Source organism: Methanothermus sociabilis (assembly GCF_055392295.1).
In genome coordinates, this window is the sequence record NZ_AP042467.1 from 296,807 (window position 1) to 316,165 (window position 19,359).

General features: G+C 30.2%; 18 protein-coding genes. 13 read left to right on the forward strand and 5 right to left on the reverse strand.

What is annotated here, in order from left to right:
• Positions 1-3: 3 nt before the first annotated feature.
• Complete coding sequence (locus tag ACZ5LY_RS01595; protein ID WP_013413685.1) at positions 4-471, forward strand: helix-turn-helix domain-containing protein; 468 nt, start codon at positions 4-6, stop codon at positions 469-471.
• 7 nt (positions 472-478) lie between these two features.
• Positions 479-1,402, forward strand: a complete 924-nt coding sequence (locus ACZ5LY_RS01600; protein ID WP_464577742.1) for an MraY family glycosyltransferase — start codon at positions 479-481, stop codon at positions 1,400-1,402.
• On the opposite strand, the gene ACZ5LY_RS01605 is transcribed toward ACZ5LY_RS01600, so the two are convergent.
• Positions 1,376-2,221: a tetratricopeptide repeat protein gene (locus tag ACZ5LY_RS01605; protein WP_464577743.1), complete on the reverse strand. Its 846-nt coding sequence runs from the start codon at positions 2,219-2,221 to the stop codon at positions 1,376-1,378. The genes ACZ5LY_RS01600 and ACZ5LY_RS01605 overlap by 27 nt on opposite strands.
• Complete coding sequence (locus ACZ5LY_RS01610) at positions 2,218-2,898, reverse strand: RAD55 family ATPase (protein ID WP_464577744.1); 681 nt, start codon at positions 2,896-2,898, stop codon at positions 2,218-2,220. Before ACZ5LY_RS01610 ends, ACZ5LY_RS01605 begins: the two co-directional genes overlap by 4 nt.
• A 276-nt stretch (positions 2,899-3,174) precedes the next feature.
• Here ACZ5LY_RS01610 and nth point away from each other — a divergent pair, with 276 nt between their 5' ends.
• Complete coding sequence (gene nth, locus ACZ5LY_RS01615; RefSeq protein WP_464577745.1) at positions 3,175-3,804, forward strand: endonuclease III; 630 nt, start codon at positions 3,175-3,177, stop codon at positions 3,802-3,804.
• On the opposite strand, the gene ACZ5LY_RS01620 is transcribed toward nth, so the two are convergent.
• On the reverse strand, positions 3,801-5,981 hold the full coding sequence (locus ACZ5LY_RS01620) for a DHH family phosphoesterase (RefSeq protein WP_013413690.1): 2,181 nt from the start codon (positions 5,979-5,981) through the stop codon (positions 3,801-3,803). The genes nth and ACZ5LY_RS01620 overlap by 4 nt on opposite strands.
• A gap of 71 nt (positions 5,982-6,052) precedes the next feature.
• Between ACZ5LY_RS01620 and ACZ5LY_RS01625 the strand changes: the two genes are divergently transcribed.
• Positions 6,053-7,216, forward strand: coding sequence for an MFS transporter (locus ACZ5LY_RS01625; RefSeq protein WP_464577746.1), 1,164 nt, complete (start codon positions 6,053-6,055; stop codon positions 7,214-7,216).
• A gap of 74 nt (positions 7,217-7,290) precedes the next feature.
• Here ACZ5LY_RS01625 and ACZ5LY_RS01630 read toward each other — a convergent pair whose 3' ends face one another.
• Positions 7,291-8,802 carry a BPL-N domain-containing protein gene (locus ACZ5LY_RS01630; RefSeq protein ID WP_464577747.1) on the reverse strand — a complete coding sequence of 504 codons (1,512 nt, stop codon included), beginning with the start codon at positions 8,800-8,802 and terminating at the stop codon, positions 7,291-7,293.
• A gap of 144 nt (positions 8,803-8,946) precedes the next feature.
• On the opposite strand from ACZ5LY_RS01630, the gene ACZ5LY_RS01635 reads away from it, so the two are divergent.
• The 7 genes from ACZ5LY_RS01635 to ACZ5LY_RS01665 all read left to right on the forward strand — a co-directional run bounded on the left by ACZ5LY_RS01635 (position 8,947) and on the right by ACZ5LY_RS01665 (position 15,159).
• Positions 8,947-9,894: an ABC transporter substrate-binding protein gene (locus ACZ5LY_RS01635; protein WP_464577748.1), complete on the forward strand. Its 948-nt coding sequence runs from the start codon at positions 8,947-8,949 to the stop codon at positions 9,892-9,894.
• Positions 9,895-9,930: 36 nt separating this feature from the next.
• A complete protein-coding gene (locus ACZ5LY_RS01640; RefSeq protein WP_013413694.1) occupies positions 9,931-10,683 on the forward strand; it encodes an ABC transporter permease in 753 nt (250 codons plus the stop codon).
• On the forward strand, positions 10,680-11,435 hold the full coding sequence (locus ACZ5LY_RS01645; protein WP_013413695.1) for an ABC transporter ATP-binding protein: 756 nt from the start codon (positions 10,680-10,682) through the stop codon (positions 11,433-11,435). The genes ACZ5LY_RS01640 and ACZ5LY_RS01645 overlap by 4 nt, the downstream gene beginning before the upstream one ends.
• A gap of 111 nt (positions 11,436-11,546) precedes the next feature.
• Positions 11,547-12,044, forward strand: a complete 498-nt coding sequence (locus tag ACZ5LY_RS01650; RefSeq protein ID WP_013413696.1) for a hypothetical protein — start codon at positions 11,547-11,549, stop codon at positions 12,042-12,044.
• A gap of 29 nt (positions 12,045-12,073) precedes the next feature.
• On the forward strand, positions 12,074-13,489 hold the full coding sequence (locus tag ACZ5LY_RS01655) for a DUF7411 family protein (RefSeq protein ID WP_464577749.1): 1,416 nt from the start codon (positions 12,074-12,076) through the stop codon (positions 13,487-13,489).
• A gap of 16 nt (positions 13,490-13,505) precedes the next feature.
• Positions 13,506-13,856 (forward strand): hypothetical protein, encoded by a 351-nt coding sequence (locus ACZ5LY_RS01660; RefSeq protein ID WP_013413698.1) that lies wholly within the window; start codon positions 13,506-13,508, stop codon positions 13,854-13,856.
• Positions 13,846-15,159: a prephenate dehydrogenase gene (locus ACZ5LY_RS01665; RefSeq protein ID WP_464577750.1), complete on the forward strand. Its 1,314-nt coding sequence runs from the start codon at positions 13,846-13,848 to the stop codon at positions 15,157-15,159. Before ACZ5LY_RS01660 ends, ACZ5LY_RS01665 begins: the two co-directional genes overlap by 11 nt.
• On the opposite strand, the gene ACZ5LY_RS01670 is transcribed toward ACZ5LY_RS01665, so the two are convergent.
• The gene (locus tag ACZ5LY_RS01670; RefSeq protein ID WP_464577751.1) at positions 15,139-17,100 is read right to left on the reverse strand and encodes an STT3 domain-containing protein; all 1,962 of its coding nucleotides are present in this window, start codon (positions 17,098-17,100) and stop codon (positions 15,139-15,141) included. The genes ACZ5LY_RS01665 and ACZ5LY_RS01670 overlap by 21 nt on opposite strands.
• A 73-nt stretch (positions 17,101-17,173) precedes the next feature.
• Between ACZ5LY_RS01670 and ACZ5LY_RS01675 the strand changes: the two genes are divergently transcribed.
• Both ACZ5LY_RS01675 and ACZ5LY_RS01680 read left to right on the forward strand, forming a co-directional pair.
• Entirely contained in the window at positions 17,174-18,784 is a 1,611-nt protein-coding gene (locus ACZ5LY_RS01675) for a thiamine pyrophosphate-binding protein (protein WP_013413701.1), read from the forward strand.
• Positions 18,785-18,993: 209 nt separating this feature from the next.
• Positions 18,994-19,314 carry a hypothetical protein gene (locus tag ACZ5LY_RS01680; RefSeq protein ID WP_013413702.1) on the forward strand — a complete coding sequence of 107 codons (321 nt, stop codon included), beginning with the start codon at positions 18,994-18,996 and terminating at the stop codon, positions 19,312-19,314.
• Positions 19,315-19,359 lie beyond the last annotated feature (45 nt).

Consider the following 19,359-nt stretch of genomic DNA (forward strand, 5'->3'; position numbering starts at 1 on the left):
AAAATGGCAAGAAAAATACATGTTACAAAGCCATTAACAATAAAAACAATAACAGAATTATTAGAAAAAAATCCAGACCTTGAAGAAATTACATGTCCTGCAAGTTTATATCGTCGAATATCTCCTAAATATATTAAGGCCTTGAAAGAATTAGGTGTTAAAGTTAGAGCCACAAAAAGAGGAAGAGGAAGGCCCAGAAAATATTCAGAAAAGGACAAAGCGATGGTAAATAGGTTACTTAAAAAAGGCAAAACTCCAAAAGAAGTTTCTAAAATTATGAATATACCTCTAAAGACTGTGTATTACCTCAAAGGAAACTTAAAACTTAAAAGAGGTAAAAAACCAAAATACACGAAAGAAACAAGGTTAAAAGTTAAAAAGATGGCTAAAAAAGGAGTTAGTGCTAGAGAAATATCTAAAAAAATGAACATACCTTTAAGAACTGTCTATTACATATTGAGGAGTGAGTAGTGATCAAATGTTACCCACATTATCTGCATTCATAGTATCGTTCTTAGCTACATACTTAATAATGCCAAAATTGATTAAGAAGTTAAAAAATGCGGAAATTGTAGGTAAAGACATACATAAGCCAACAAAACCACTTATTCCAGAAATGGGTGGTTTAGGTATTTTATTAGGGTTTTTTTTAGGAGTTTCTATTGCTTATTTTTTATTACCTCATTATCATTTTTTATTGGCTTTAGTGGTTGTATTTTTTGTAGGGATTGTAGGTGTAATAGATGACCTTGTGAATTTATCTTGGAAAGAAAAAATATTTTTATTATTTTTTTCCTCTTTACCAGTTATCTTCACTTTCCCAAAAACAATTTTTTATTTAATCTTAATACCTTTAGCATTTATAGTGGTGCCCAATTTAACTAATATGTTAGCAGGGTTAAATGGTCTTGAATCTGGTTTAGGATCAATAGTAATGTTCTTTATAACAATTGTGTGTGTTATTTTAGGAAAATTTCATGTTACTCCAATATCTGCTGCAATGTTTGGGTCTTTATTTGCATTTTTACTCTATAACAAATATCCAGCACGTATTTTTCCAGGAGATGTTGGAACATTGACAATAGGAGCATGTATTTGTGTTGTTGCATTTTTTGGAAATATAGAATTCATCGTTTTAATTATGCTAATGCCTTATATTATAGATGCCTCACTTAAGTTTTTTTCTGCTGGAATAATGGAAAGATCACAGCATAAACCAACAAAAGTTACAAAGGATGGATTACTTGTTCTTCCAAAAGAAAGAAATTTTAACTCACTTATTAGGCTGTTATTACTTAAAAAACCTATGAAAGAGAATGAAATTGTTAAAATAATATGGGTAATAGAAATAATTTTTTGTATTCTTGCTGTTTTATTAGTCTATGCTTATGATTTTGTTTAATACTCTTCTAAATAAATTTTTATCTTTTTCTTTTTTCAGTGCTTTGAAACTTTCGATGATAACTTCTTCACTACTTTTTGATAATTCCCCCCCGGCAACAATACTGCGAAGCATTTTTGCAAAACTATTTATCTTTTTTAAGCCTGCCTCCTTTGAATATTTTATACATTTATCCAAAGATTTTTCTGCATGCTTATACCAACCTCTTCTCAAATTTCTAATTGAATATAAAAAATATAGGTAAGAGCATGCTTTCTCATCACCTATTGATTCAGCAATGTTGATAGCCTCTTCCAATGGTAAAATTGATGAATTCCTGTAAACTTCTAAATATTCTTCTGGGATTTTGAGTTCTGAAACTAAATCATCAGCAATTTCTTTTAATTTATCCAATTTAACTTCAATTTTTTTAGAAGAGTCTTCTGGGAATTTTTTATACAAACCTCTAATTTTTGAAGCTTCCATTGCTTCTTTTACTCTTTCAACCTCACGAATTTTTTCTAAGACCCTATCTCTATCTTCTCCTTTTAGATTTTTAAGTAATTGTTTATACAATTCTAGACTCTCATCTACTTTTTTCTGAGTAAAATATATATCAGCTAATGATTCTTGGATGTAATTTTTATATATGTTGTCATTAATTTCCTCTGCAATGTCACGTGCTTTAAGGAGATTATCTATAGCTTTCTCAAATTTTTCATCATCAAAGTAATGTTTACTTAATTCACATAAAATTTCCATTTCTCTTCTCTTAATTTTAGTTAATTCATCTAAAAGACTTTCAATACTTTTTTTCTTGCCAAATAACTTGCCAATCATTTTATTACCACGCCTTCTTTTGTTACTTTATATTTCCAACGTTTTTTAAATATTTCAGATGCTAAAGCTTCAACTTCTAACTCGTCGCCAGTTATGTGAATGATATTGTCGCACAATGCTTTTATCATGTTTTCACTCTTAGTTGCTGCTGAGCCTTCGTGATAACAAATCATGCTTGTGCCTTTAGCAGCTTTTACTCTCATGTTGTATGTGTACAACATTCTTAAGATACGTTTTTCATCGTTAAAAAGAAGTAAATATGATAAAGAATCCATCACAACTCTGACATTTGATTTTACTTTTTGTAAAATTAATGATAATTTTAAAATTAAACCAGTTATGTCATTTACTGATACAGAGAAATGATTAGGAAATGATAGTTTTTTTGGTTTTGAAGGTAAAATATCTATAACAAATAATTTTCCTTCATTAAAAAAGGTTTCAAAATTGAAACCAAAATCCTTACTACTTTCTGCAATATTTTTCCAGGGAGATTCTGTATTTATCAAAATACCTGATTCTCCTACCTCAAGACCTGAATACAAAAAATGCCATGAAATTAATGTTTTTCCAGTTTTTGGAGGACCATATAATAATGTAGTAGTGCCTCTTGGAATTAACCCCCCTTCATGTAAAGAATTCATTCCCTGAATACCTATAGGAACTTTGTCAACCATGTAAACCACCTTAAGTAATAATATAATGTAAGAATTCATAGTTTGTACACGCATGTATTTATTTGAACAGAGTTTTAAAGATTTGATCTTTGCTTGTGAAATATTGTAGTACACATATAAAAAATTTTTCATGCCGGGGGGAGAAATAAAATGTTATATAGTCTTTACTTTACTTAGGATCAGTGTTAATGTCAAAGAATAATTTTTTAAAACCATTAATTATTTTAATTTTTCAAAACAGGAAAAATTTGATTCAAAAAAATTTGAGAGATGAGTATGAAAAATAAAAAAATGATTACTATTATTTTAAAAAAATTAAAAGAATTATATCCTGAGAAAATTGAACAACGAGATCCTTATAAAGTGTTGATAGAAACTATTTTATCACAACGTACAAAAGACGAAAATACAAAAAAAGCATCAAAAAAATTATTCTCTAAATATGATACCATAGAAAAAATTGCTAATGCACAAGAAAAAGATCTTGAAAAATTAATAAGATGTGTAGGATTCTACAGAGTTAAAGCCAAAAGAATTAAGAAAATATCTAAAATTTTAATAAATAAATATGATGGTAAAGTACCTAAAAATTTAAAAGAACTTCTAAAATTGCCAGGAGTTGGAAGAAAAACTGCTAATTGTGTGTTAGTTTATGGATTTAATGAGGATGCAATACCTGTAGATACACATGTTCATAGAGTTGCAAATAGAATCGGATTAGTTAATACAAAAACTCCTGAAGAAACAGAGAAAACCCTCAGGAAAATAATACCAAGAGATTATTGGAAAGAAGTTAACAAATTGTTTGTAGAATTTGGAAAGAATATATGTAAGCCAACTAATCCTAAACATGAAAAATGTCCAATAAAAAAATTTTGTAAGTATGTGGAAAATCTAGAAGTTTAAGGTTTCAAAGCTGCTATCTTTTTTGCAAAAGATTCTAAAACTTTTTTAGAAAGACCTTCCACATATTTCATAGAACCAACGCCTTCATGTCCGCCACCGTCTATTGATGCTTCAGGTATTTCTTTTTTAAGTTCAGAAATAACTTTATTTAAGTTAAAACCCATTTCTTTGTATACAGTTTCTGTAGACCTAACAACAGCAAAATCAGGTCCATAAGCTAATGTAACAATCGGAGTGTTTTCACCTTTTTTTTGTACAAAATGATCATGCACAAAACCGCATGTTTTACCTGGAGCAGGGAACGTAAATTTATGTGAATATTTTTCAACGTCTAAAACATTTAAAATAATACCATTTGGTAATTTACGTGATTTTACATGTGGTAAAGCAGCTTTTAATTGTTCTTTAACTTTTCGTTTATATTCATTGTACACGATTTCCACTAATTTTCGTTGTTTATCAAGACCTGAAAATCCTAATAAGGTATCAATTATACCCCTACCATCTCTAAATCTCAAATAGAATGCCTCAAAATCTAAACATGCTGCAATTTTTTCAAGATCTTTTTTACTATATCCCTTGGATTCTGCAAGTTTTATGTATCTTTCTGCTTCTAAAGATTGTGATCGGTCACCTACAGCTGCTATTCCTGGTATATGTAAAATCATGTCTTTTATTTTTGGATTAATCATTTTTGAGATTTCAGATGCTAATGCCCCAGCAGGTATTTCTGAATCTCCTCCAACTAAATATGGATTAACATGTACATCCACATAATCATCTACTATAACTTTACCATCAACAACTTCTCCTGGATAATGATGATCCACTACCACTGTTTCTAAGTCATATACCTTTGTTTTCATTAAAGAAACCAGGTCTTCCTCTGTGGATCCATTATCTAGTAGAATTAGCAATGGTAACTTTTGGTCATACCTTTCACAATCTTCCAATGCCATAGATAAATCTTTAACTACGTCTTCCAATTCATAAAATGGTGCCTTACTAGGTGATCTTCTGAAACAATGCCATTCTGCTTCTGGATCTGGATTTATTTTGCGTATTAATGGTAACACTGCTTTTTCAATTGCTACGCCAGCACATATTCCATCTGCATCTGCATGATGTCTAACCAATATGGGTCTACCATCAAATATTGCCCGTCTTATTGTTCTTGCTGCATCAACAAGTTTTGGATGAAGTTTATTAAGAACATCGCTCTTTACATATAACTCTATGTATTGAGGTTCAGCCCATTTTTCAATAGCTTCATTTATTAATTCTCTTACACGTGTAGCATCTTTACCAATTAATCTTTCCATTGATGCTACTTCTATTTGCACTTTACCTCCATGCTGATTAACTGTGCCAATTACTTCAACAATATTACCTGTTTTGATGTGTGGATAGGCTCTTATACCTGGTTCATCAAATGCAGCTGCCCAAACAGTGTCAGTTTCATCTGCTATTGTGAAGAGTGTAGGTCCTGAAGTCTGCTGTACTTGTATAACTTCCCCTACAACCCTCACAGTTTTACCTATTAATTTTTCATTGATATCTTTTGCTTTTGTCCTTTCAATTTCTTTTTTGACTTTAACTATCTCATAAGGTTTAGTAAGGGTTACTGGTTGAAGGTCAATCTCTCCTTTATGTGGCCTTACATCCAAAACTTTCACAAATACTTTTTGCCCTATTTCATAATTTTGAGGTATTACATCTTTCATTAATCCCCAAACACGATCATTAAGTTTTACAAACACTCCATATCTTTCTATTCTTCCAACTTCTCCTCTATATATTTTTTTAGCTTCAACATCCTCTATATCACATGCAGGATGTAAAACATATACTGAAGTCTTTTTTTTACAGTCTGAACAATATTCTAAGCCAGGTTTAATAATTTTTCCACATTTTGGACATACGTTTATTTCACCTTTGCCTTTACATTTTTTACAAGTTTCTCGCACTTCTATTTCACCTTTACCATCGCATACATCACAGGGAATCCCATGTTCTTCGTCTAAATCAAATTTTTCTAAAGTATTTTTTGGGATTCCTTTAACATGTTCTTTCACGTTTTCAAAGTCTTTATAACCAGTTCCACCACATGCTTCACAAATCTTATAGTTTACTACAATATAACCTTTCCCTTTACATTCTGGACATTTTCTTATCAAAACTTTCACCTCCAGAAATACAAATTTTTATAAAAGTGAATTTGGTATATACTGTTGAGAGAGGTGTAGACATGAATGACGCCAAGAAATTCATAATCCTCATGGGGATCGTAAGTTTATTTGCAGATATGACCTATGAAGGTGCAAAAGGAATTGCAGGACAATATCTAGCACTTTTAGGTGCAAGTGCTATAATTGTAGGATTTACTGCTGGATTTGGTGAATTGGCAGGATATGCTGTCAGATTTTTATCAGGATATTTAAGTGATAAAACATTAAAACATTGGAGTATAACTTTTGTAGGATATTTCATAAATTTGTTTGCAGTGCCTCTTTTAGCATTTGTTAATAGATGGGAACTTGCAACAATGCTTCTCATAGCAGAAAGAATAGGAAAAGGCATTAGAACTCCACCTAGAGATGCAATGTTATCTTATGCTACTGCACATACAGGAAGGGGATGGGGCTTTGGTATACATGAAGCTTTGGATCAAATAGGCGCTGTTCTTGGACCTCTTATCATGTTTACAGTTTTATATTTAAAAGGAAGTTACAAAACATGTTTTATTATTTTAGCATTGCCAGCTATATTATGTATCTCAATTTTAATAATTTCTTATTTTTTATACCCAAAACCTGAAAAACTTGAGATTGAAACAAAAATTGGTATAAAATCAATGAGTAAAGCATATTGGATATATGTAGCTGCAGCTTCACTAATAGCTCTTGGATTTGCGGATTTTCCACTAATAGCATATCACATAAAACAAAATTTTATATTTTCAGATGAAATTATTCCGCTTTTGTTTAGTTTAGCAATGGCTATCGATGGTATATCAGCTTTAATATTTGGAAGAATGTTTGATAAATTTGGAATAGTAATTTTAGCTGTATCCATACTTCTATCATCGTTTTTTGCACCTTTAACATTTCTTGGAGGGAGTATTTTAGTAATTATTGGAATATGTCTTTGGGGAATGGGCATGGGTGTTAATGAATCAATAATGAGATCTATGGTTACAATATTAAGTCCAAAAGAAAAAAGAGGATCAGCATTTGGAACATTTCACATGATTTTTGGTATTTCATGGTTTATAGGAAGTTTCATCATGGGGTTTTTATATGAGATTTCACTGGTTATTTTAGCCCTCTTTTCTGTAGTCACTCAGTTATCTTCTCTTATATTCATATATATCTTATATAAGATGAGTTACTCCACAGAGCTTCCTTCATAGAGAAAACTAGCCTAAAGACAGTATTCCTAGAGATTTTCTTGTCGATAAAGTTAAAAATTTTAACAAGAAATAATCTACCAAATGTCTACATAATTTCCACGGCTTGTATATCTAACGACTTTAACAAATGTTCCTGGAGCGATATATTTATTTATTTCAACTATTTGTGGATTGCAATTACCTATACTATATTTCAACTGTAAATTGATAGGCACGTAACTTTTTTTAACATTCGTTAGAATGAGAGTCGTACTCACTGCATAACTACTTGGATAATCACCTAAAATTATAACTTTCTTTTCTCCTGGGTTTAAGGTTAGTGAATATTCATTATAAAAGATTTTTGAACCATTTATTGTGTCTGTATAAACACTTACATAATATTTAATGGTTGTTGGCGTTGAACCTTTGTTGGTTATGGTTATTGAAAACTTAGATATATTTTCATTACATTTAGATACCCACTTTATTAAATTTAGGATAATGTTAGGTATCTGAGGATTTAATTCAGGATGTGGACCTAATAATGCAACTCTTCCATTACCATAATTATCAACTATAATTGCGTTCCCTGAATATCTATCTAAATAAGTTGCAAGTGCTGTTGATCCAGTCATTACTGGACCATTCCAGAACCATAAAGTTAAACAACCATTTAAATCTAAAATTTCTTTACCAATTTCAGTAATTTTCACAGTAATGTTACCAATATAAGATGTTGCCTGTGATGTTACTCTAGCTAATCCCCAACCATTGTAATAATCATCTTCTGTTACTACTAATGATGAGGCTGCAAATGCTCCAGCACAAATACCAATATAACCTTTCCCACTATAAACAAAATTTTTAATTGCAGCTTCTGAGATGTTTTCATTTTTAATGTAAGATCTTCCTGAGATTCCACCAGGCATTATCAAAACATCAAAATCTCTAAGAGTGTCATAGGTTATTTTATCTATCTTAGAGAATGTAACTATAAATTTTTCAGTGTTTGTTGTTGAAAGACATTGGACTATCCCATTGACACTTTCATCTAAAGCATCAGTACCATTATAAATAGCCACATTGATAATGGGAGTTAATGTGACATAATCTGGCAACTTTTTCTCTTTATCATATAGTATGCATATATTAGCAAAGAGGTAAAGTAATGTGTGGTATGATATCTTCCCCAACTTACTGTTAGCATAATTTGGAGCTCTGGAATTATTTTCAACAAATGATTGAATTCTTTTGGCAATATTTATATATTCCATTTTTGATAATGTGCCTTGTATGCATGCCCCCTGTGGATTTATAGGACTAGAAACATTGAAACTTTTTATTTTAGTTTCTTCATTTTTGCCATTGTATAAACTTACTACACATTTTGTGCTCAAATATAAATATTGTTCAGATGTAACATTTACTTCTGAAATGTTAATTGTCTTAGGCACCTTATGCATGTTTTCTATACTATATTTCACACTATATGATGCATTTATTACATCTTTAATCATGAATTCATCATTGTTTGCAGCTGTAACTGAACTAACAGAACATACAATCAGCAAAATACAAAACACTATTACTGCTTTTAAATTCATGTTTTTCCCACCTCGGTGAAAAAATAAAGTTTTTTCTACTAATATAAAAACTTTTTCCTTATATTAGATAGAAAAATTTATAATGTAAAAATTGTGGATATTTTTATTCAAAGATTATGCTTGTTCAAAAATGGAGGCATAAATATGGATAAGAAAATATTAGTGGTAATTGCAATAATAGCAGTGATAATAGCTGTCTATGGAATTTACAACTACACAGCACAGCCAAAAGGAGAAGTGGTCATTGGACATTTAAAAAGTGATCATCATGCAGCATTGTATGTTGCATTGGCAAAAGGGATGTTCGAGAAGGAAGGGATAAAGGTTAAAACAATAGAATTCAAAGCCGGACCAGAACTTATGAGGGCTATTGCATCAAAACAGATAGATATTGGGTATGTAGGAACACCACCTGCTGTAACATCAATATCTAAAGGTGTACCTGTAAAAATAATTGCAGCTGTTAATGAAGAAGGTTCAGGAATTGTAGTTAAAAAAGGAAGTGGAATTCATAGCATCAGTGATCTTAAAGGAAAAACCGTTGCAATACCAATGAAAGGTAGTATTCAAGATGTTTTATTAAAAATGGTACTAAAACAACATAACATAGATCCAAAGGATGTAAACATTGTTGAAATGGATGTACCTATGATGCCAAAAGCTTTACAGGCAGGTAGAATAGATGCATTTATTGCATGGGAACCTTATGTTACAATGGCAAAAATGAAAGGTTATGGAGATGTACTAATGTATTCAAGTGAAATATGGAAGGACCATCCATGTTGTGTTGTAATAGCTAGAGACGATTTCATAAATAACAATCCAGAAATTGTCAAAAAATTCTTGAAAGTTCATGTAGAAGCAACAAATTACATAATAGCACATAAAGATGAAGTTGCATCAATAATTTCCAAAAAATTAGGAACACCAGTAGATGTTGAGAAAGAAGCCATGACCCATATCAAATATACATCAGTGCCATCTCAGGACAATATAATGAAATTTGTTAAGATATTGAAACAAATAGGTTACATCAAAAAAGATCTTACAAAAGAAGATATTTTTGACTTAAGATATCTTCCTTCTTCCTAATTTTTTATTTTTAAGCATTTTTTTGGAGGTTTGTTAGTGAAAAAATATTTAGAGATGACTTTGAGCCCATTGTTGGTAATAATTTTATGGTCATTGTTAACTTTCACAAATATAATACCCAATTATATCTTACCAAACCCAGGTGAAGTTCTTATTTCATTTTATACTCTAATAAAAAATGGTGAATTATTTGTCCATGCATATAATACGTTAATGAGAGTCGTTCTAGGATTTTTAATAGCTTCAGCAATTGCAATACCATTAGGCATTGGAATAGGATGGTCAGAAACAATTGAAAATATTTTTAATCCCCTCATACAAATATTAAGACCCATACCTCCCTTAGCTTGGGTACCTTTCGCATTAATATGGTTTGGTATTGGTCTTAAATCAGAAGTGTTTATAATATTTATCGGTTCTTTTTTCCCAATATTGCTTAATACAGTTGACGCTGTTAAGGGCGTTGAGAAAGTTTTCATCGAAAGTGCATATGTCTTAGGAGCCAATGAACAACAAATATTAACTAAAGTAGTATTACCAGGTTCCCTACCAGGAATTGTATTAGGTATGAGAGTAGGATTTGGTATAGGGTTTATGTGTACTGTTGCAGCAGAGATGATAGCCGCAAAATCAGGATTGGGTTATTTGATCATGGATTCTATGCGGCTCATGGACACTGGAACTATGCTTGTAGGTATCATAACAATAGGAATACTAGGTTTTTTAATCGACACTATATTTGCAAAAATTGAAAAAAGAGAATTTAAATGGAGAGGAAAAACAACATGATCATTGTTAAGAACCTTTCAAAGAAATTTGGAAACGTTAAAGTTCTAGATAATATAAATTTAAAAATAAAAGATGGTGAATTTTTCTGCATTGTAGGACCTTCAGGATGTGGAAAAACAACATTGTTAAGAATTATCGCTGGATTAGAAAAACCTACGTCTGGAGAAGTTTATATCAACAGTGAAAAGGTAGGAAATCATAAATCTAGCTGTAGTATGGTATTTCAGCAATATGCATTATTTCCATGGAGAACTGTGCTAGAAAATGTAATGTTTCCATTAGAAATTCAGGGAATATCTGAAAGTAAGAGACGTAAAATAGCCGAAGAATATCTTAAGCTTGTGGATCTACAAGATTTCAAGGATGCATACCCTTATGAATTGTCAGGCGGTATGAAACAAAGAGTTGCAATCGTTAGAGCCTTAGTCAATGATCCTAAAGTATTATTGATGGATGAACCATTTGCAGCTTTAGACATGCAGACAAGAAATTTCTTACAAAAAGAATTATCATATATCTGGGAAAAGACTTGTAAAACAATTGTTTTTGTTACACATAATATTGATGAAGCTGTTTTTCTTGGGGACAGGGTAGCTGTTATGAGTGCAAGACCTGGAAGAATATTAAAAATATTTGAAGTAAATCTAAAAAGACCAAGGGACAGATTAGATGAAAAATTTTTGGAAATTAGAGGTAAAATACTTGATATTCTTGAAAAAGAAGTTAAGCGATCGATTGAAATAAAAATATAGTTAAATTTGTTATTTTTGTTATTTACAGCTTTTTATTCTTGATTAAACAATATATAGAATAATCACCAAAAAATATTTTATTTGAGAATACAAATATTTGGAGAGATTTTCTTGAAAAGATTAACGGTTGCTGTGCCAAAAAAATGGCGTAACAGACTTATAAAAGTCATCAATTTAGAACATGAACTTTGTACTAAGAAAAAAAAATTAGAAATTCTAAAAAAAGGTGAAGATGCTTTAAAAATACCTTGTGGTTGGTTATCTATTTCGCAACTTGTAGATTATATAGTACAGCAGTATGTTACAAGGAAAGATATTGATCTGGATTTTTTCAAAACAAAAAATAAAGATACATTATCACTGAATGGAAAGTTAAGTATAACATTTAATGATGATACATATAAGAAAGTTCAAAATTTTAGGAAAAGACTTGCTCGTAAAGGCAGATGTATCTCATTTGCAGAGGTAGTCAGATCTGCAATAAAATCTTGGTTTGAATCGGAACGTCCAATTTATCATTTAAAAAAAGAGATTGAAAATGTGGAAAAATTAATAAAAAAATATGAAAGTAAAAAAGAAAAGAGAATGGAAATGTGGCACAGACCTTAATCACCAAAAATTAACTATGATGGTCACATATGTGTGGGATTGCAGGTTTTTCTGGAAAAAATGCAAAAAAAATTGTTGAAAAAATGCTTAAAATTTTAAAGCATCGAGGACCTGATGCAACAGGAATTTATTATGATAGCAAAGTAAAAATTATTTATGATAAAAAAGTGGAGGAGAAAGAAGCTCCGCCTTCCAGCAATTTAGCCCTTGGTCATAATCTTCTTTCAATAATTGGAGGTCCCCAGCCAATCACAGGAAAAGGTGTCTTAGTGTTCAATGGTGAAATTTATAATTACAAAGAACTTTATGCTAAGGCAAATTCAGATGCAGAAACAGTACTTTACCTTATTGAGAAACATGGTGGAGATATTGAAGATGCTCTCAAATGGACTGTTAACAAAATAGATGGAGATTATGCATTTGCTTATTTTGATGGTGAAAATATCGCATTAGTACGTGATCCAGTAGGTGTTAAACCACTTTATTACTCTGATTCAGCATTTGCTTCAGAAAGAAAAGCTTTATGGAAAATAGGCTTGAAAGATATAAAAAGTCTTAAACCAGGACATGCTCTCATAAATAATAAGCTTGTAAAACTTAAAGATCTTCCAAAACCAAAACCTCTTAATAATATTAAACTAGAAAAATTGAAAAATATGCTTAAGTCATCCATTATTTCTGCAGTTGAAAAAAGAACTAGAGACATCGATAAGGCAGCATTAGTATTTTCTGGTGGTGTTGACAGTACATTACTAGCAATTCTTCTTGATAAATATATTGATGTTAAACTTTATACTGTAGGAGTTCCAGGTTCCCAAGATCTTAAATTCGCATTAAAAGCTGCAAAAGATTTAGATATGGAACTTAAAGTTTTAAAAATTGAAAAAGATGTTGTAAAGGAAATGCTCCCAAAAGTACTTACAGCTATCGAGGAATATAATATAATGAAAATCGGAGTGGCAATGCCTCTCTACATTGCATCTGCAGCTGCATCATCTGATGGATATAAAGTTATATTTTCTGGCCAAGGAGCTGATGAATTATTTGCAGGATATTATCGTTACAAACGGCTTTTAAGAGAAGGAAAACTTGAGGAAGCACTTCTCCATGACTTGAAAAACATGTATCATGTAAACCTTGAGAGAGATGATGCTGCTACAATGGCAAACTCAATTGAACTTCGTGTACCTTTCCTTGATTATGATGTGATAAAAGTTGCAGTTCAAATACCTATAAAATATAAAATAAAGGATCCAAGCGATATCCTTAGGAAAAGAATATTACGGGAAATTGCTATTGAACTTGGAGTGCCCGAATACATAGCAATGAGACCAAAGAAGGCAGTCCAATATGGTTCAGGTGTAGATAAAATATTAAGGAAAAAAGTACTCCCAAATTTTGACCATGAATCTTTCATGAAAAAATTAATGAGTGCTTCAGGATAATTTTTGAGGTGTATTCATGAAAAAATATGATACAGGAACAGCTATCTTTACAGCATTAATAATTGGAATTGTTTTTTCATTTTTATTTGACAAAATATTTGTATTGATAATTGTGGGATTTTTAAGTACTTATCTCTCTAAAGAGAAAAATAGTGGAATAGGAGCAACTGCTTCATTGTGTTTAGGAATGATATATTTCTTTTTTCATCTCATACAAATTCCTGAAGTACCAGACTGGATTTCAAGATCTCTTGGTCCAGATTTCTTAACTTTTAGTTTAAGTTTTATGCTGATATGTTTATTAAGCATGTTTTTAGGTGGAATTGGAGGATTCATAGGCAGTAGTGTGAGAAAAAATGAAAAATAAAAAAGTGGCAGTGATAGGTGGTAGCAGAGGTTTAGGTAAATGGATAGCAAAATTTCTAAAAAAGGAAGGTTTTAAAGTCACCATAACAAGTAGAGATCATGAATATGGAAGAAAAGTAGCTAAAAAAATGGGAGTAAAATATTGTGAGAATAATATAGATGCTGCAAAGAGTTCAGATATAGTCATTGTTTCTGTACCTATAGCAAGTACGGTTAAAGTTATTAAAGAAATTGCACCTCATTTAAGAAAAGGTTCTTTACTTCTTGATGTCACATCTATTAAAGAAAAACCTGCTAAAGCTATGGAGAAATACGTTCCTAATTATGTTGAGGTTTTACCGACACATCCTATGTTTGGACCACGTATTACGTCTTTAGATGGACAAGTTGTCATATTAACACCAATAAGGAAATCTAAATGTTTAAATAAAGTTATTAATTTTTTAAAAGAAAAAAAGGCTAGAGTAATAGTAACTACGCCAAAAAAACATGATAAAATGATGAGTGTAATACAAGTTCTGACACATTTTGCCTATATTTGTATAGCCTCAACTATAGAGAAACTTAAAATAAATATAAAAGAATCAAGGAAATTTGCTAGCCCTATATATAATCTTATGGTAGATACTATTGCCAGAATAGTTGCACAGAATCCTCATTTAACATTTTCAATTCAGCATGAAAATAAGGAAGGTGAAAAAGTTAGAAAGCTTTTCATAGATATAGCAAAAAAAATGAACAACATCATTGAAAACAATGAAAAAGAAAAATTTATAGAGGAAGTTAGAAAAGCAGCAAAAAATTTAGATGATATTGAATCTGCTTTAGGAAGATCTGATAAAGCAATAGCAGCATTAAATGAAGAAATTAAGAAACTTAAAAAATCTGTTGGTAAAGAAGTTGGTTTAAAACACATATATTCTGGTAAAGTACATGTTGGGATTTTAAAGGAAGTATCTCCTGATTTTGTAGTTTTAAAATCTAGAAAAATGACTCTAAAATTAAAAACTTCAAACATAAGAATACTCAATAAAAAAGAATTGCAGAAATGGAAAATTAAAAAATTTGGAACAAAAAAATTCGATATATCTGCAATTTTCCCTGAAAAATGTGATCCAAACGTAATTGCAAAAGTTGTTGAAAATGAAGAGGGAGTTATATCAGCCAAAATTATAGATGTATATAAAGGAGAGCAAATACCACAAGGAATGGTAAGTATAACAATACGTTTTGAAGTATTGGATAAAAAATATTATCAAAATGTTAAAAAATTGTTAGAAGGCTTAGGAGCAAAAATAAGATGAATTAGTTACTAATTGCCAAACTACCGTAGAATTGTTCCTATATATTGGTTTAAAGTATTTCGTCGGCTGCTTTAAAATAACTAATTTTACAAACATAGAATTCTCAAAGTTTTTATCAATTATCAATATTTTATCTGGTGAAATGAAAATTATAGAAAAATTACTGTCTTTATTTATTATTACCTTTTTTATGTTTCTATCCACAATGATAAAAGAGTGAGGAGCTTTTTTATTCCACAATGCTCTTTTATGATTTAAATCTAAAACAACGTGGTTTTTGTAAGCATTTTCTTTTTTTAGATAAATATATAATATTTCCTTGCTTTTACCAGCTTTAAAATTCCAATTACTATAATAGAAATACCAATAACCTACTTCTACATCTCTATCACTTGTAAAGATAAGTATATTTGGTTGTTCAGAACATTTATTTTTTAAAAAACTTACAGCATCCTTTTTACTCATATAATTTTCTAAAATTTTTGTTGTATTGTTTTTATCCATTTTTAGTATTTCGTCCAGAATTTCTACATGCCTACCACCAGTCTTGTTCTGCAATGAATAAATCAGAGAATCACCACTTGAAGATAAGAGTTGTAAAATATTGGAAGAATAATATTCGTTGTCTGTTGCATATGCTTTGCATATCCAATATATACGTGGTGTATTTTGTGATCCACCATCAACTAATACTGGTCTTTGTGCAAAAGTTTCTAAAAAATAACCATAGGACCAATCTGATATTATTACAGAGTTTTGGGGTGTGTTGTTTTTAATCCATTCTGCTGCAGCAACTTGATCTTTATTTATGATGGCCTTTTCTTTATTTAAGGATGCTCCACATTGTAAAATAAGAAGAAATAAAACAAACAACAAAATTACATGTTTTCCAGTTTTTTTCTTTTTAATAAATAATTTTCCGATATAATTAATAATAATGGCTACAATAAGTGATAATGATATTGCAAGCCAAATAATAAATCTAATTGCCTGAACATATAATAAAATTCCCGTAATTACCCAAAGAATCAATGTTAAAAATAATAAGCTGTCTATTTTTATTTTTCTTTTGTAAAATAAAAATGCAAATAATATTATTAAGTAGATTGATGCGAAAGTGATACAAATGAATTTTAGCCCATAGGGCTTCTGCAATTCTACCACTGATTCATAAATATTTGGATAATAAGATTTTGGCATGAAAAATCCAAATGGAGGAATCAAAGAATTGACACCATGAATCAAGATAAGTAGGATTGTAGTGATAACCACAAACAATATAACAAATTTTCTTTTTTCTTTAACAAAATTTAAAAAACATGAAATTGTAAACAAATAATAGATGTATGTCCAACCTTCCCAAGTCAGTGAAAACAAAACTACTGAAAAAGAAGCTAGAATTACATACATAAATTTTTTAGAGTTTTTAGCTTTTAATAAGAAATATAAAGTAAGGAGTGGGAAAATAGCATAAAACATGTCAGTGTCAAAAATTCCAGCACTTGTTCTAACCGTGTATATGGGATTTGTTACCAATAATAATCCTGCTAAGATTCCAGTTACTTTATCATCGTCCTGAAATAAATAAAAGGATATTATACCTGCTAGAGGTGCAATAAAGGCTGGAAAATAAAAACATAGCTGAAGTAGTTGTAATGATGGAAAAATAAAATTGAGGATTCTATATGATACAGCTGTTACCCAAGGAAGTAATGGAGGATAATCAACAATTCTACCAGTAGGATAGTAAGAATAAATATCCCACGAATCTCCATTTTTTAATATATTTCCCATATGTCCATTTTTTAATATGTTATCAGTCAAACGATAGTTATAGTATGAGTCAGGTTCACACATGATTCTATAGTTTGTGTCAAATGGATATAAACGTAAAAAACACCCAAGCAAAAAAATTATTAAAATGATTACTTTAAATCTCATAATTTTTAGTTTTCATCATAAAATATTTAAATTTTTATTGGATTTAAAAAGTTAAAAATTGGAGAGATGTAAAATGAAATTTAGATGTGCAGACGCAATCATAAAAATTCTTGAAAAAGAAAATATTAAATATGTTTTTGGCCATCCAGGAGAACATGTTTTACCCCTCCTAGATGCAATTAGAAAATCTAAAATTAAACATGTATTGTTTCGACACGAACAAGGAGCAATTCATGCAGCCGATGGATATGCCCGTGCTAATAGAAAATTTGCTGTATGTCTTTCAACTGGAGGTCCTGGGGCTCTTAATTTTGTAATGGGTGTTGCTACAGCATATAAGGATTCTGTTCCTTTACTCATACTTACGGGAGATATTCCAACAAATGATGTTGGTAAAAATGTTTTTCAGGAAGTAGATATTTGTGGCATATTAAAACCTATAACTTTGGAAAGCTTTGATCCTTTAACACCAGAAGATTTGATTCTATCACTTAAAAAATCTTTAAAAATGTTAAAATATGGGCCAACTGGTCCTATACACATAAATTTACATAAAGATATTCTTGAGGAAAGAGTTTCGAGTAGTTTAGTTGATAAAAAAGTTAAAATAAAAATCAGGGAGGACAAAAGTAGGTTAAGTGACGCCATAGATATTTTAAAATCTGCAAAAAGATTGCTGATATTAGCAGGTGGAGGTGTTTTATGGGCAGGTGCCTCCAAAATTTTAAAAAAAATAGTAAAAACTAAAAAAATTCCGCTAGTTACTACATATCCAGCTCGTGGAGTCATTAATGAGTATGAAGAATTTTGTTTGGGAATGATTGGCTTAAGAGGTACAAAAGCTGCAAATTTTGCTGGAAAAACATGTGATGTTTTATTGGCTTTAGGAGCTAAACTTACAGAACGTACATTAGAAGGAATTGGTAATCCAGAAATAATACAAGTAAATCTTGATAAAAGATTTTTAAAAGGAGATGTTAATTTACAGATGGATGTAAAAGAATTTTTAGAGATTATTGAGAAAATAGATATATCAGTTGATGGAAAGTGGTTAAAAAAATTAAAAAATCTTAAAAAAGAACACATGGAAATTATTAAAAATTCTAAAATATCAAAAACTCAACAAATTATTAAAAAAATATTAGAATTTGATGAAAAGGCAATAATTGTTAATGATGCTGGAAGTCATACAACCTGGGTAACCTTATGTAAAAAAGTTGTAAAACCAAGGTCTCTTATTTTTTCAGGATCTTTTGGTCCTATGGGATATGGATTACCAGCAGCTATTGGTGTGAAATTTGCAAAACCAAATGAAAACGTAATAGTTATAGTGGGAGATGGTGGATTTCAAATGACGTTGCAAGAACTGGCTACAATCAAACAGTATAATTTACCTATACTTATCTGTGTTTTAAATAATCAATCTTTAAACATTATAAGACAATGGCAAGAAATGATGTATAATGCTAGTTATTCTGTAGAGTTGAAAAATCCTGATTTTGTGAAACTTGCCAAATCATATGGAATAAAAGCTATGAAGGTTAAAAACTTGAAGGAAATAAATAAAATTTTAAGAAAGGCACTGGAATTTAATTCACCATTTCTTATTGAGATCAGAGTGCCTAAAGAAAATATTCCTTTGCCAAAGACTATTAAAGAAAAATTTTCTATAGGATGGGAGTAGTAAATTTATTTAAAATTTTCTTACAATGCCAATGCTTATATGTTAGAATTTTTAAATTTTTTTACAAACTATCATGATTTATCATGTAATAATATAAAGTTGTGTAAACGTGTTAATGCATCAGAACCATACTTAAATAAATATACCTTCTCAACAAGAGGAAAAACTTATATATTGAGCTCACAAATGAGAAAATAGAGGTTAAAAATATGAGCACTGTCGATTACATATTTGGAGGGCTAACTGTCGTTGTAATCATCACATGTAGCTACTGGTTAAGCGGAATGTTGTCAAGTAAAAGTAAACATCAGAAAATTTTCAAAAGACCATTTACAAGTGGAGCTGTCAATCTACCAAAACATTATAAGTACATAACAAAGATAGTAGTATTTTTATCATTCTTCTTCACGTTGGAATCACTTCTAATCGCATCAATATTCACAGGTTTATCATTTTCCACTTTGATATATTTCACACTTACTCTTATTGCTGTCGTGCTTTTCACAATGTTATTCTCTAGAGGTGAGTAAAATGCAAAATAAAATCACAAATTTTTTCACAAAAAATATCTTGAG